The following is a 13120-nucleotide window of genomic DNA, read 5'->3' as shown; positions in this document are numbered from 1 at the left end:
ACGCATGCTGCTATGTCATCTCGCCCATGCGGTCGATGCGCCTTGCGCTACCGACTGCCAGCTGTTCGCCCAGGACTCCACGCATGCAGCCGATACCTGTTCCACCTTCGCCCTTCACGGCATCGTTCCCGCCATGCGGGGCGCGACCATGAGCCAGCGCCCGTCCGCCTTCCTGTTCAATTTCCTGCTGCTGGCCGCCTTCAGTGGCGCCACCATCGGCATGGCGAAGATCGTCACCACCCTCTATGCGCTGGAGCTGGGTGCCAACTCCATGCAGATCGGCGTGATCGCCGCCATGGAGTCCCTGGGGATGATCTTCGTCACCCTGCCCGCCGGTTTCGTCATCGCCCGCTTCGGCGCGCGGCGGGTGTACTTCCTCGCCAGCCTCGGGCCGATGCTGCTGAACCTGCTGATCCCGGTGTTCGCCAGTTGGTGGTGGCTGGCGCTGGCGCGGCTGCTGATCGGCCTGTGCATCCCCTTCCGCATCGTTTCGATGAACAGCGCCTTCCTCCGCCAACTGCGCCATATCGGCCACGCCAAGGCCGGCTGGTACCGCGGCGCGCTGACCCTGGGCATGGGGCTGATCGGCCCGCTGCTGGGCAATGCCCTGAGCGGCACCGGCAGCTTCACCCTGGGCTTCGTGGTGATCGGCCTGTGCTTCGGCGCCATGGCCGCCTACAGCCTGGGCTTCTGGAACGAGGACGGCGGCGACGAGAGCGCCGCCAGCGCACCCGGTGGCGGGCTGCTGGACGAGGTGCGCGGCATGCTGGCCAACCCGGCGATCAGCGAGAGCTGCCTGATCGAGGCGGTCAGCGCCTCCACCGGCTCCCTCTACGGCACCTTCATCCTGTTGCTGGCCATGCAGGTGGCCGGGCTGACCCAGGGCCAGGCGGTGAGCCTGGTGATGATCCAGGGGCTGGCCTCGGTGCTCGCCCTGTTCGGCCTCGGCCGCCTGGTGCAGCTCGGCGGCCGCGCCTTCGCCTACGGCTCCAGCCTGCTGGCGGCGGTGGCGGCCCTGGCCCTGCTGGGCCTGGCCCATGGCTACTGGCTGCTGGCCCTGGGCGCGGTGCTGCTGAGCATCGCCGCGGCCCAGGTGCACCTGGTGAACATGGCGCAACTGGCCAGCCACGCCATGGACAAGAGCAAGATCTCCGGCCTGTTCAACCTCGCCACCATGCTCGGCGGCTTCGGCGGCGCCATGCTCGGCGGGCTGGTCAGCCACCTGGTCGGGCTCGGCAACCTGTTCCTCTGCTGGATTCCCCTGGTGCTGGCCACCGCCCTCGCCTGCTGGCTGCGCGCCCGGCGACGGCCCCCGGCACCCGCCCCTTCGCTGCTGAACGAGGCCTGACATGACCGCGACCCTGAAACGCCTGCCGGGTGCGCTCACCTGGCTGATCTCGCCCCTGGCGCTGCTCGCGCTCTGGGCCATCGTGATCGAGGCCGGCCTGTTCCCCCGCCAGTTGCTGATCCCGCCGCTGCACGTGCTGCAGGCCTTCGAGGAGCTGCTGCAAAGCGGCGAGCTGCAGGAGCACCTGGGCGGCAGCCTGTCGCGCCTGGGCCTGGGCTTCTGCTTCGGCGCCGTCGGCGGCCTGGCCTTCGGCGTGCTGATGGCGCTGTCGAAGCAGGTGGAAGCCTATTGCGGCCCGCTATTCCACTGCCTGCGGCAGATTCCCAGCATCGCCCTGATCCCGATGTTCGTGCTGTTCTTCGGCATCGAGGAGACCTTCAAGATCGTCATCGTCGCCAAGGCCGCGTTCTTCCCGGTGGCCCTGGCCGCCAGCGAGGGGGTGAAGGCCATCCCGCGCAGCTACTTCGAGGTGGCCGACGTGTACCGCCTGAGCTGGCCGACCCTGGTGCGCGAGGTGGCCTTCCCCGCCGCCGCGCCGCCGATCATCACCGGCCTGCGCATCAGCCTGACCCGCGCCTGGGTGGTGCTGGTGGCCGCCGAGCTACTGGCCGCCGACAGCGGCCTGGGGCAGATGATCGAGATGGGCCGGCAGATGCTGCGCATCGACGTGGTGATGGTCGGCGTGCTGGTCACCGGGGTGATCGGCTTCAACCTCGATTTCGTTTTCCGCCTGCTGGAACGCCGCCTGTTCCGCTGGCAGTCGCGCTAGGAGCCCGTTATGTCCCGAATCCTTTCATTGCTGCCGCGCCTGCGTGGCCTGGTGCTGCCGCTGCTGCTGGTGGCCGGCTGGGAAGCCCTGTCGCGCCAGGACGCCGCCAACGCCTACGCCTTCGTCCCCCTGAGCCGCATCGGCCGGGCGGCGGTCGAGCTGCTGGGCAACGGCGAGCTGCTGGTCAACCTCTTCGCCAGCCTGGCGCGCACCAGCGGCGGGCTGCTGTTCGGCGTGATCGCAGGCCTCGCCCTGGGCGTGCTGATGGCGCTGTCGAAGGTGGCCGACCGGCTCATCGGCCCGCTGTTCCATGCCATCCGCCAGGTGCCGATGCTGGGCTGGATCCCGCTGATCGCCATGTGGTTCGGCAATGGCGAATTCTCCAAGGTGCTGATCGTCTCCCTGGCCGCCTTCTACCCGATGGTGCTCAACACCTACGAGGGTTTCACCCAGGTGGAGAAGCGCTACCGCGAGGTGGGCCGGGTCTTCGAGCTGCACCCCTTGCAGCAGTTCCGCCATGTGCTGCTGCCGGCCGCGCTGCCGAGCATCGCCACCGGCCTGCTGCACGCCCTGGCCTTCGCCTGGGTGACGGCGGTGGGCAGCGAGCTGTTCCTCTCCTCCGGGGCCGGCCTGGGCAACCTGATGATGAGCGCCGAGGCTGGCTCGCGCATGGAAGTGATCGTCCTCGCGGTGCTCTGCATCGGCCTGCTCGGCTACCTGATGAACCTTACCTTTTCCCGCCTGGCGCGCTATCTGCTGCGCTGGCGCAACACCCGTTGAACGCAGGTTGATGACCATGACAGCACTCGCACAGCACGCCCCCACGGGGCAGCAACAGACCCTGCCCGGCGCCCTGGAGATCCGCGGCCTGAGCAAGCAGTACCGCATCGAGGGCCGCGACCTGCCGGTGCTCGAAGGCATCGACCTGAAGGTCGCCCCCGGCGAGTTCGTCAGCATCGTCGGCGCCAGCGGCTGCGGCAAATCCACCCTGCTGCGGCTGATCGTCGGCCTGGAGAACGACTACCAGGGCGAGATCCTCCTCGACGGCCAGCGCATCGCCGCCACCAGCCTGGAGCGCGGCATCGTGTTCCAGGACCACCGCCTGTTTCCCTGGATGACGGTGCGCGAGAACATCGCCCTGGCCCTGAAGAACCACCGCCTCAGCGCCGCCGAGAAGGAGCGCCTGGTGGCCGAGCACATCGCCCTGGTCAACCTGCAAGGCTTCGAGAACGCCTGGCCGCACCAGCTTTCCGGCGGCATGGCGCAACGCGCGGCCATCGCCCGTGCGCTGGTGAACAAGCCGAAGATCCTGCTGCTGGATGAGCCCCTGGGCGCCCTCGACGCGCTGACCCGCGTGCACCTGCAGCGCGAGCTGCAGCGCATCTGGATCCAGCAGCGCAGCACCATGATCATGGTCACCCACGACGTGGAGGAAGCGCTTTACCTGGGCGACCGGGTGATCGTGCTCGACTCCCACCCGGGGCGCATCAAGCACGAGATCCGGGTCGACCTGCCGCACCCGCGCGACCGTGCCTCGCCACTGCTGCAGACGCTCAAGGAGGAACTGCTCACCGAGCTGACCGGCCACGACACCCCCACCGCCGGCCAGGCGGCCTGAGGAGCGCAGCATGCGGATCGTCACCCTCGCCGGCAGCCCCGGCCTGCGCTCGCGCTCCGGCGTGATCCTCGCCCACGGCCAGCGCTGGCTGGTGGAGCACGGCGCCAGCGTGCGCCATTTCGGCATTCACGACTTCAAGGCCGAGGACCTGCTCCACGCGCGCTTCGACAGCCCGGACGTGCAGGTGCTGATCGAGGCGGTGGCTGCGGCAGACGCCCTGGTGATCGCCACCCCGGTGTACAAGGCGTCCTTCTCCGGCGCCCTGAAGACCCTGCTCGACCTGCTGCCGGAGCGCGCCCTGTGCGACAAGCCGGTGCTGCCCATCGCCAGCGGCGGCAGCCTGGCCCATATGCTCGCGGTGGACTATGCGCTGAAGCCGGTGCTCTCGGCCCTCAAGGCGCAGCAGGTGCTGCACGGCATCTTCGCCATCGACGCCCAGGTGAGCTTCGACGACCAGGGCGGCACCCTGGCCGACGACCTGCGCCAGCGCCTGGGGGACGGCCTGCAGCAGTTGCTAGAAATCCTCCAGCGTCGCCCCGCACGGCTGCAACCGCACCAGCTGGGGGACAGCCTGAAGGCGGCGCGCTGGGGTATCTGACCCCGGCCTTCAGGGACCCAGGCGGATGGCGCCACCCAGCTCGTCGAACAGCGTCACCACCGAGCGCAGGGCGCGGCAATCCGGACGGGTCAACAGCCACAGGGCGGTGTCGCAATCCGGCAGTTCGCCCTCCAGCGCCTGCAGCCCGTCGCCGATGAGGAAGCGCGGCAGGGCCGCCACGCCAAGCCCGGCACGGGCCATTTCGGCGACCGAGAGCATGCTGTTGCAGCGGTAGGCCGGCACCAGCGCCGGGTAGCGCTGGCGACGCCAGACCACGCTGGGGTGGTTGGGCAGGAATTCGTCCGGGGCGATCCAGGCCATGGCGGCCAGGTCGCTGGTGTCGCGCCCCTGCAGGTAGGCCGGGCTGGCGCACAGGCCGTAGGCGACCTGGCCCAGGCAGCGGCCGACCAGGTGCTGCGGCGGCGCGTTGGTCAGGCGCAGGGCGATGTCGGCGTCGCGGCGGCTGAGGTTGGCGAAGTCGTTGGAGGTGGCCAGCTCCAGGTGCAGCGCCGGGTAGTTGGGCATGAAGCGCGCCAGGGCCGGCAGCAACAGGCCGTGCAACACCGAGTCGGTGCAGGTCAGGCGCACCGTGCCGTTGAGCACCTCGCGGCCCTGCTCCAGGGCCACCCGTGCCGCCTCCAGGGCCTGTTCGGCCTGTTCCGCCTGCTGGGCCAGGAGCAGCGCAGTGCTGCCGGGCAGGTAGCCGGCGCGGCTCTTCTCGAACAGTTCCTCGCCCAGGGCCTTCTCCAGCTTGCGCACCGCGCGGAACACCGTGGAGACATCCACCTTGAGCAGTTCGGCGGCCCGCGCCAGGCTGCCGCCCCGGACCAGGGCGAGCACCAGGGCCAGGTCGCCGTGCTCCAGGCGATAGTGCGCAGCTGCAATGATCAATTGTGTTTTCGCCAATATTGAGTGCCAGGACGCAACTATATAGTCCGTCTGCCACCGCGCATATCGCGCCGCAGACAAGGAACGGACATGGCTTCCACCCTCCCCCGCGCCACCCGCCTGCGCATCGCCCTGATCGGCGACCGCAATCCCGAAATCACCGCCCACCAGGCCATTCCCGAGGCGCTGTCCCTGGCCGCTTCGGCACTGGACATCGGCCTGGCGCCCACCTGGCTGGCCACCGATGCCCTCGACACGGCCACCCTCGCCGGTTTCGACGGCCTCTGGTGCGTGCCGGGCAGCCCCTACCGCGACACCGAAGCAGCGCTGCGTGCCATCGGCCATGCGCGGATCAACGGCGTGCCCTTCCTCGGCACCTGCGGCGGCTTCCAGCATGCGTTGCTGGAGTACGCGCGCAATGTGCTGGGCTGGGCCGATGCCGAGCACGGCGAGAGCGCACCCGACGCCGCCCGCCAGGTGATCGCGCCGCTGTCGTGCTCTCTGTTGGAAGCCATCGATTCGGTGCGCCTGGAACCCGGCTCGCGCATCGCCCGGGCCTATGGTGCGGAGCTGGCCTTCGAGGGCTACCACTGCCGCTACGGGCTCAACCCGCAGTTCGCGGCGGCGCTGCTCGGCGGGCCGCTGAAAGCCAGCGCGCGGGATGCCAGCGGCGAGGTGCGTGCCGTGGAGCTGGAAGGCCATCCCTTCTTCGTCGCCACGCTGTTCCAGCCGGAACGTGCCGCCCTCGCCGGTCGCCTGCCCGCGCTGGTGGCGGCCTTCGTCGCGGCCTGCGCCCAATGAGCGGCGGCGACGGGCAGGCGTTCGCCCAGACGCCGGCGGCGCCCTACTACGCGGTGATCTTCACCTCGCTGCGCACCGCCACGGATGACGGCTACGGCGACACGGCCGAGCGCATGGTGGACCTGGCGCGCGAGCAGCCGGGCTTCCTCGGCGTGGAGTCGGCGCGGGGCGCGGATGGGCTGGGCATCACGGTGTCCTACTGGGAGAGCGAGGCGGCGATCCTCGCCTGGAAGCGCCAGGGCGAACACAGCCTGGCGCGGGCACGGGGCCGGGCGGATTGGTACAGCGCCTTCGAGGTGCGCATCGCCCGAGTGGAGCGCGCCTACGGCTTCTCCCGCGCGGGGGAACCGGCCTGAGGCTGGCCGTGGTTGCGCTGGAAGGTCTCCTCGCCCATGGCGGCGATCTGGCCTTCGATCAACGCTTCGAAGGGTTTGAGCAAGGCATCGAAACGGGCCGGTGCTTCCAGCAGGTCCAGCGCCTGGGCGATGGCCTCGACGGTGGACAGCGCCCCCGGCGCCGGGGCCTTGCGCAGGCGGTAGCGGGAGACGCCGCCGGCCGGCAGCGTGACCCGGGGCAAGGCCGCCAGGGCGGGATTGAGGTGCAGCAGCTTGCGCGCCTTGCGCCAGGTGCCGTCGGGCACCACCAGCAGCACGGGGCGCCCGGCGCTGCCGTCCAGCTCCGCCAACGACACGGCCTCGTCCCCCGGGAACAGCAGCCGCGCGTCATGGCGCGGGTCGGCCAGTTCGGCCGCCAGCTCAGGGAAGTGCTCACCCACCCGCAGCTCGGCGTTCTCCAGACCCAGCGCCGCCAGCCGTGCAGTGTTCAGCGCATGCCCCACCTCGCTCGGGTGCTGCAGGACGAGCACGCGGGTACGGCTGGGCAGGCTGGGGATCAGCGGGCACAGGCAATGGCTGGTGGGGCGTTGGCAGCGGGGGCATTGGGGGCGGGACATGGGCGGGGATTTTGCCATGGATGCCGAGCACGGCGTGGGCCCTTTTCGCGAATGAATTCGCGCCCACAAGATCGCGAAGGGCATGACCGCTGCGTAGGGTGGAGGTCGCTTTTTACCTCCACCGGGCGGCGTCGAGCGCGGCACGTTGTGGTGCCTGAAACGCCGCGATGATGGGTTTCGCAGAGCTCGCGGAGCGCCGCCCGACCCATCCTACGGACACGGGGGCGGGGTTCGGGAAAGTGGGGCATCCCTGCCCCGGGAACCGCGCCCTCCTGCGTGGCTCCGCCCGCCCATGCTCGGTCGCTAGCGGTTGAAGCGTTCCGCCAGGCTGTGCAGGTACTCGGCCATGTGCTCGAGGTCCTGGCTGATCTGCGCGCCTTCCTGGGCCTGGCCGGCGCTGTGGTCGGAGAGCTGGGCGATGCGGGTGATCTGCCGGCTGATGTCGTCGGCCACGTGGCTCTGTTGTTCGGAGGCGGCGGCCATCTGCTGGCTCATGCCGGTGATGCGCGTCACCGCCTGGCTGATGCCATCGAGCGCCTTGCCGACGGCCTCGACGCTGCCGACGCTGTCACGGGAGATTTCCTCGCCCCGGTTGGCGGTAGCCACCGCGCGGTCGGCACCGGAGCGCAGCGAGGCGATGATCTGGTGGATCTGCTCGGTGGACTGGCGGGTGCGCGAGGCCAGCGAGCGCACCTCGTCGGCGACCACGGCGAAGCCCCGGCCCTGCTCGCCGGCCCGGGCCGCTTCGATGGCGGCGTTGAGCGCCAGCAAGTTGGTCTGCTCGGCGATGGAGGTGATGACGTCGGCCACGCTGCCGATGGACTGGGTGGAGTTGGCCAGCTCGTTCACCGCCTGGCCGATCTCGCTCACCGCACTGGCCATGTGCTGCATGGCGCTCAGGCTATCCCCGGCCAGGCCGCGCCCCTGCTGCGCCAGGCGGTCGGCCTCCTCGGCGGCATGGGCGGTGTTCTGCACGTTGTGCGAGACCTCCTGGATGGTCGCTGCCATCTGGTTGATGGCAGTGGCGGACTGGTCGGTCTCGGAGCGCTGCTGCTCCAGCAACTCGGCGCTGGAGCGTGACAGCCGGGAGGAGTCCGAGGCCCGTAGCTTGACGTTGATGCCGGCATCCTCCAGCCGCGTGAGGGCCGTCTGCAGGCGCGCTTCCTCGCTGATCATGGCCATGTCGAGCAGCGCCTGCGCACCCTTGTTGCTGGAATAGGTCAGCGATACCAGGCCGCTGGTGAAGGCCTTGGGATGCTCGGCCAGGGTCTGGCGGATGGTCTGCCGCTTGCTGTAGAGCTGGTAGGAGCCGAGGGCGAACATGGTCACCAGCATCAGGCCCACGAGCGCCGGACCGCCAATGAGCAAGTGACCGCCGAGGATCACCAGGGTGGCGAGGATCACCGGCCAGGAACGGACCAGATCGTAGGTCCAGTACTCGATCCAGGGCACCGGCGCCTTGCCAGCCCGCAGGCGCGCGTAGAGGGCGTCGGCGCGCTGCACCTGCTCGCGGGTGGGCAGCGAGCGCACGGACTCGTAGCCGACCATCTGGCCGTTCTCGTACACCGGTGTGACGTAAGCGCTGACCCAGTAGAAGTCGCCGTTCTTGGAGCGGTTCTTCACCAGGCCCATCCAGGGCTTGCCCTGCTTGAGGGTGTCCCACATGTGGCCGAAGACGGCGGGCGGCATGTCGGGGTGGCGCACCAGGTTGTGCGGCTGGCCGACCAGCTCCTCGCGGGAGAAGCCGCTGATCTCGACGAAGGCGTCGTTGCAGTAGGTGATCTTGCTGCTGAGGTCGGTGGTAGAGATCAGGCGTTCGGTGGCCGGGAAGGTTCTTTCACGCTGGGTGACGGGTAGATTCTGGCGCATGCGCAAATCCCTGGTGATAGGTACGTGTGTACTTCCTGACTCACAGAAATTAGGTCTAGCACAGGGTTGCAAGGCCGCCAGAGGCGCCAGCCATTATTTTGGCATCAACGGATCAGGCGCCCCACGAGCGTCAGGGAAACGCCAGCGAAGCGGCAGCTCAGTGCAGGTTCAACTGGGCCCGCAGGAGGTCGCGGAAGGTGACGATCAGCGGCTCGCGGGCACGGCCCCGGCGCAGGATCATGGAGAACGGCGCCTGGTAGCCGAAGGTGGCCGGCAGCAGGCCCCGCAGGCGCTTCTGGTCGACCCAAGGCTGGGCGTAGTGCTCGGGCAGGTAGCCGATGTAGGCGCCGGAGAGCACCAAGATCAGCTGCGCCTCCATGGACTCCACCGTCGCCGCGCTGTGCTTGAAGCCGTGGCGCGCCAGCTCCGCCTGGCTCCAGTAGCCGCGCCCGACCATGCGCTGCTGGGTGATCACCTCGGCGGGGATGCGCCGCTCGGTGAACAGCGGGTGGCGGTCGCTGCAGTAGAGCCAGTGCTGTTCGCGGTACAGCGGTTGGTAGACCAGGCCGTTCATACGGGTGGAGAAGGCGCCGATGGCCAGGTCCAGGCGGTTGTCGAGCACACCCAGTTGCAGGTCGTAGGGGCTCATCACCGAGAGGTGCAGGTGCACGCCGGCGTGTTCCCGGCTGTAGGCGCCGATGACCTCGGCCAGGGGCAGGGCCGGGTCGCTGACGGTGGAATCGAGCACGCCGAGGTTGAGGGTGCCGCGCAGCTCGCCCTTGAGGGAGGCGGAATAGCGCTCGAAGCCCTCCAGCTCGCCCAGCAGGCGCAGGGTCTCCTGGTAGAACAGCTCGCCCTTGCTGGTGAGGCTGAAGCCGCCCCGGCCACGGTGGCAGAGAGTCAGCCCCAGGTGCGCTTCCAGCTGGCTCATGTAGGTGCTGATGGCCGAGGTGGAGAGGTTCAGCTCCTGCTGCGCAGCGGCGAAGCCCTGGTTGCGCACCACCGTGGCGAAGATGCGCAGGAGCTTGATATCGGGGAGGGTGTTGGACATGGGGCTCCGGCAAAACTATCGGCTACGGGGCTCGGTGGGAGCGAATTCATTCGCGATGCGGGCCGCAGGCCCGCCCAGGCGCCGCGTTGCGGCGTTTCGCGGATGAATCCGCTCCCACGATCACGACGCGCCTGCGACAGATCGGCGCAGTCTACCCGCTGCGGATAGTTTAGAAATACCTGAAGTGATTATTTGCCCGTGGGGATTCTTCCCGCGTCGCCAGGTCACCAGAATCGGCCCACGACAACCACAACAAACGTGAGGCCACCCCGTGGACAAGAAACTCCACCAGCCCCTGGGCGGCAATGAAATGCCCCGTTTCGGCGGCATCGCCACCATGCTTCGCCTGCCCCATATCCAGACCCCTGCCGAACTCGACGCCCTGGACGCCGCCTTCGTCGGCGTGCCCCTGGACATCGGCACCTCCCTGCGCTCCGGCACCCGCTTCGGCCCCCGCGAGATCCGCGCCGAATCGGTGATGATCCGCCCCTACAACATGGCCACCGGCGCCGCGCCCTTCGACTCGCTGAACGTGGCCGACATCGGCGACGTCGCCATCAACACCTTCAACCTGCTCGACGCCGTGCGCATCATCGAGGAGGAGTACGACCGCATCCTCGGCCACGGCATCCTGCCGCTGACCCTGGGCGGCGACCACACCATCACCCTGCCCATCCTCCGTGCCATCAAGAAGAAGCACGGCAAGGTGGGCCTGGTGCACATCGATGCCCACGCCGACGTCAATGACCACATGTTCGGCGAGAAGATCGCCCACGGCACCACCTTCCGCCGCGCGGTGGAAGAGGACCTGCTCGATTGCGACCGCGTGGTGCAGATCGGCCTGCGCGCCCAGGGCTACACCGCCGAGGACTTCAACTGGAGCCGCAAGCAGGGCTTCCGCGTGGTCCAGGCCGAGGAGTGCTGGCACAAGTCGCTGGCCCCGCTGATGGCCGAAGTGCGCGAGAAGGTCGGTGGCGGCCCGGTGTACCTGTCGTTCGACATCGACGGCATCGACCCGGCCTGGGCGCCCGGCACCGGCACCCCGGAAATCGGCGGCCTGACCACCATCCAGGCGATCGAGATCATCCGTGGCTGCCAGGGCCTGGACATCATCGGCTGCGACCTGGTCGAGGTCTCCCCGCCCTACGACACCACCGGCAACACCTCGCTGCTGGGCGCCAACCTGCTGTACGAGATGCTCTGCATCCTCCCCGGCGTGGAGCACCGCTGAGCATGGACCGCCACGCCCAGGTCATGGAGGCCGCCAGGGAACTGGTGGCCGCCTTCGCCCGCAACGACACCGAGGCCTATTTCGCCGCCTTCAGCGAGGACGCCAGCTTCCTGTTCCACACCACCCCCGGTGTGCTGCAGGGCCGCGCGGCCTACCGCGAACTCTGGGACACCTGGCAACGCGAGGGTTTCCGCGTGCTGGGCTGCGAATCGCGCAATCCGCTGCTGAGCCTGCAGGGCGAGGTGGCGATCTTCATGCACGACGTGGTCACCCGCCTGCGTGTGGGCGGCGAGGCGATCACGAGCCTGGAACGGGAGACCATCGTCTTCCGCCAACAACAAGAACAGGGCCGTTGGCTGGCCTGTCATGAGCACTTGTCGGCAATGCCGGAGCACCTGCCCCAAACCTGATGAGGCTCCCCCGGGAGAACAACGATGCATAACAACAATAACGAGCAAAGCCTGACCCGAATCGAAACCTTCGGTGTCGAGCAGATCCCCGATCACGAACGCAACGCCACGCCAGTCGACCTGTTCCGCATGATCTTCGGCGGCGCCAACACCTTCGCCACCGCCGTGCTGGGCAGCTTCCCGGTGCTGTTCGGCCTGTCCTTCGAGGCGGGCGTGTGGGCCATCCTCCTGGGTGTGGTGGTGGGCTCGCTGATCCTCGCGCCGATGGGCCTGTTCGGCCCGCTCAACGGCACCAATAACGCGGTCTCCTCGGGCGCCCACTTCGGCGTGCACGGGCGGATCGTCGGCTCCTTCCTCTCCCTGCTCACCGCCATCGCCTTCTTCTCCCTCTCGGTGTGGAGCTCGGGCGACGCGCTGATCGGCGGTGCCAAGCGCCTGATGGGCCTGCCGGAAACCGACCTGACCCTGGGCCTGGCCTACGGCCTGTTCGCGGTGCTGGTGCTGACGGTGTGCATCTACGGCTTCCGCTTCCTGCTGTGGGTCAACAAGGTGGCGGTGTGGAGCGCCAGCGCGCTGTTCCTGCTGGGCATCTTCGCCTTCGCCGGCCCCTTCGACGCCAGCTACGCGGGCTCGGTGCAGGTGGGCAGCGAGGGCTTCTGGGCCGCCTTCATCGGCGCCGCCCTGCTGGCCATGAGCAACCCGGTGTCCTTCGGCGCCTTCCTCGGTGACTGGGCGCGCTACATCCCCCGCGAGGCGAGCAAGGGCCGCATCATGCTGGCGGTGATCGGTGCGCAGCTGGCGACCCTGATCCCCTTCTTCTTCGGCCTGGTGACCGCGACCATCGTCGCCGTCCAGGCACCGGACTACATCGCGCAGAACAACTACGTCGGTGGCCTGCTGGCCGTCTCGCCGACCTGGTTCTTCCTGCCGGTGTGCCTGATCGCGGTGATCGGCGGCATGTCCACCGGCACCACTTCTCTGTACGGCACCGGCCTGGACATGTCCTCGGTGTTCCCGCGCCTGCTCAACCGCGTGCAGGCCACGGTGATGATCGGGCTGATGTCCATCGCCTTCATCTTCATCGGCCGCTTCGCCTTCAACCTGGTGCAGAGCGTGTCCACCTTCGCCGTGCTGATCATCACCTGCACCAGCCCCTGGATGGTGATCATGATCCTCGGCCTGGTGATCCGCCGTGGTTTCTACTGCCCGGACGACCTGCAGGTGTTTACCCGCGGCGAGACCGGCGGCCGCTACTGGTTCCACAACGGCTGGAACTGGCGCGGCATGGGCGCCTGGGTTCCCAGCGCGCTGGTGGGCCTGTGCTTCGTCAACCTGCCGGGGCAGTTCGTCGGCCCGCTGGGCGAGCTGGCCGGCGGCATCGACATCAGCCTGCCGGTGACCCTGGGCATGGCCGCCCTGCTCTACCTGGCGCTGCTCAACCTGTTCCCCGAGCCCGCCGAGGTGTACGGCCCAAAGGGCCCGCGCTGGGTACGCGCAAAGCGCGCCCCCAGCGGCCTGGGCAATGCTGAAATCGCCTGATCCGCATCCCGTGCAGCGGTGGCCGGAGCCCGGCCGCCGGTGACTC

At 68.8% G+C, this 13120-nt stretch carries 14 protein-coding genes and 1 pseudogene; 10 read left to right on the top strand and 5 right to left on the bottom strand.

The features are described from left to right. Positions 1-4 precede the first annotated feature (4 nt). The 5 genes from PI990_RS11015 to ssuE are packed head-to-tail and all read left to right on the top strand — an operon-like array spanning position 5 to position 4333. A complete protein-coding gene (locus PI990_RS11015; protein ID WP_271660621.1) occupies positions 5-1348 on the top strand; it encodes an MFS transporter in 1344 nt (447 codons plus the stop codon). Between the two features lies 1 nt (position 1349). Continuing rightward, a complete protein-coding gene (locus PI990_RS11010; RefSeq protein ID WP_271660620.1) occupies positions 1350-2117 on the top strand; it encodes an ABC transporter permease in 768 nt (255 codons plus the stop codon). Between the two features lie 9 nt (positions 2118-2126). Continuing rightward, on the top strand, positions 2127-2897 hold the full coding sequence (locus tag PI990_RS11005) for an ABC transporter permease (RefSeq protein ID WP_271660619.1): 771 nt from the start codon (positions 2127-2129) through the stop codon (positions 2895-2897). A gap of 16 nt (positions 2898-2913) precedes the next feature. After that, the gene (locus PI990_RS11000) at positions 2914-3735 is read left to right on the top strand and encodes an ABC transporter ATP-binding protein (RefSeq protein WP_031289083.1); all 822 of its coding nucleotides are present in this window, start codon (positions 2914-2916) and stop codon (positions 3733-3735) included. Positions 3736-3745: 10 nt separating this feature from the next. Then, the gene (gene ssuE / locus PI990_RS10995) at positions 3746-4333 is read left to right on the top strand and encodes an NADPH-dependent FMN reductase (protein ID WP_271660618.1); all 588 of its coding nucleotides are present in this window, start codon (positions 3746-3748) and stop codon (positions 4331-4333) included. 9 nt (positions 4334-4342) lie between these two features. Here the strand turns inward: ssuE and PI990_RS10990 are convergent, their stop codons facing one another. Further along, positions 4343-5224, bottom strand: a complete 882-nt coding sequence (locus tag PI990_RS10990; protein ID WP_271660617.1) for a LysR substrate-binding domain-containing protein — start codon at positions 5222-5224, stop codon at positions 4343-4345. 87 nt (positions 5225-5311) lie between these two features. On the opposite strand from PI990_RS10990, the gene PI990_RS10985 reads away from it, so the two are divergent. Both PI990_RS10985 and PI990_RS10980 read left to right on the top strand, forming a co-directional pair. Beyond that, the gene (locus PI990_RS10985; protein ID WP_271660616.1) at positions 5312-6022 is read left to right on the top strand and encodes a CTP synthase C-terminal region-related (seleno)protein; all 711 of its coding nucleotides are present in this window, start codon (positions 5312-5314) and stop codon (positions 6020-6022) included. Next, a complete protein-coding gene (locus tag PI990_RS10980; protein WP_271660615.1) occupies positions 6019-6378 on the top strand; it encodes an antibiotic biosynthesis monooxygenase family protein in 360 nt (119 codons plus the stop codon). The genes PI990_RS10985 and PI990_RS10980 overlap by 4 nt, the downstream gene beginning before the upstream one ends. Here the strand turns inward: PI990_RS10980 and PI990_RS10975 are convergent. From PI990_RS10975 to PI990_RS10965, 4 genes and pseudogenes are all read right to left on the bottom strand, one after another. Beyond that, a complete protein-coding gene (locus tag PI990_RS10975) occupies positions 6345-6974 on the bottom strand; it encodes a tRNA-uridine aminocarboxypropyltransferase (RefSeq protein WP_271660614.1) in 630 nt (209 codons plus the stop codon). The genes PI990_RS10980 and PI990_RS10975 overlap by 34 nt on opposite strands. Before the next feature lie 303 nt (positions 6975-7277). Then, a complete protein-coding gene (locus PI990_RS10970; RefSeq protein WP_374981891.1) occupies positions 7278-8309 on the bottom strand; it encodes a methyl-accepting chemotaxis protein in 1032 nt (343 codons plus the stop codon). Between the two features lie 249 nt (positions 8310-8558). Further along, positions 8559-8843, bottom strand: a pseudogene (locus PI990_RS31545) (PAS domain-containing protein); the annotation flags it as partial. 157 nt (positions 8844-9000) lie between these two features. After that, complete coding sequence (locus PI990_RS10965) at positions 9001-9894, bottom strand: LysR family transcriptional regulator (RefSeq protein ID WP_271660612.1); 894 nt, start codon at positions 9892-9894, stop codon at positions 9001-9003. Positions 9895-10165: 271 nt separating this feature from the next. Between PI990_RS10965 and speB the strand changes: the two genes are divergently transcribed. The 3 genes from speB to PI990_RS10950 are packed head-to-tail and all read left to right on the top strand — an operon-like array spanning position 10166 to position 13074. After that, positions 10166-11125, top strand: a complete 960-nt coding sequence (gene speB, locus PI990_RS10960) for an agmatinase (protein WP_021222817.1) — start codon at positions 10166-10168, stop codon at positions 11123-11125. A gap of 2 nt (positions 11126-11127) precedes the next feature. Further along, complete coding sequence (locus tag PI990_RS10955; protein ID WP_021222818.1) at positions 11128-11535, top strand: YybH family protein; 408 nt, start codon at positions 11128-11130, stop codon at positions 11533-11535. A gap of 24 nt (positions 11536-11559) precedes the next feature. After that, complete coding sequence (locus tag PI990_RS10950; RefSeq protein ID WP_271660611.1) at positions 11560-13074, top strand: purine-cytosine permease family protein; 1515 nt, start codon at positions 11560-11562, stop codon at positions 13072-13074. The last annotated feature ends 46 nt before the right edge of the window (positions 13075-13120 follow it).

The sequence above is a fragment of the Pseudomonas sp. TUM22785 genome (assembly GCF_028198105.1).
Classification (GTDB): domain Bacteria; phylum Pseudomonadota; class Gammaproteobacteria; order Pseudomonadales; family Pseudomonadaceae; genus Metapseudomonas; species Metapseudomonas solani.
Note: the sequence above shows the minus strand (reverse complement) of the source record. Positions and strands in the feature narration are given on the sequence as shown.

Bases quoted from the DNA above. Each gene is read 5' to 3' on its own strand.
- PI990_RS11015 (WP_271660621.1), top strand. From the start codon at position 5: ATGCTGCTATGTCATCTCGCCCATGCGGTCGATGCGCCTTGCGCTACC.
- PI990_RS11010 (WP_271660620.1), top strand. From the start codon at position 1,350: ATGACCGCGACCCTGAAACGCCTGCCGGGTGCGCTCACCTGGCTGATC.
- PI990_RS11005 (WP_271660619.1), top strand. From the start codon at position 2,127: ATGTCCCGAATCCTTTCATTGCTGCCGCGCCTGCGTGGCCTGGTGCTG.
- PI990_RS11000 (WP_031289083.1), top strand. From the start codon at position 2,914: ATGACAGCACTCGCACAGCACGCCCCCACGGGGCAGCAACAGACCCTG.
- ssuE (WP_271660618.1), top strand. From the start codon at position 3,746: ATGCGGATCGTCACCCTCGCCGGCAGCCCCGGCCTGCGCTCGCGCTCC.
- PI990_RS10985 (WP_271660616.1), top strand. From the start codon at position 5,312: ATGGCTTCCACCCTCCCCCGCGCCACCCGCCTGCGCATCGCCCTGATC.
- PI990_RS10980 (WP_271660615.1), top strand. From the start codon at position 6,019: ATGAGCGGCGGCGACGGGCAGGCGTTCGCCCAGACGCCGGCGGCGCCC.
- PI990_RS10975 (WP_271660614.1), bottom strand. From the start codon at position 6,974: ATGTCCCGCCCCCAATGCCCCCGCTGCCAACGCCCCACCAGCCATTGC.
- PI990_RS10970 (WP_374981891.1), bottom strand. From the start codon at position 8,309: ATGCTGGTGACCATGTTCGCCCTCGGCTCCTACCAGCTCTACAGCAAG.
- PI990_RS10965 (WP_271660612.1), bottom strand. From the start codon at position 9,894: ATGTCCAACACCCTCCCCGATATCAAGCTCCTGCGCATCTTCGCCACG.
- PI990_RS10955 (WP_021222818.1), top strand. From the start codon at position 11,128: ATGGACCGCCACGCCCAGGTCATGGAGGCCGCCAGGGAACTGGTGGCC.
- PI990_RS10950 (WP_271660611.1), top strand. From the start codon at position 11,560: ATGCATAACAACAATAACGAGCAAAGCCTGACCCGAATCGAAACCTTC.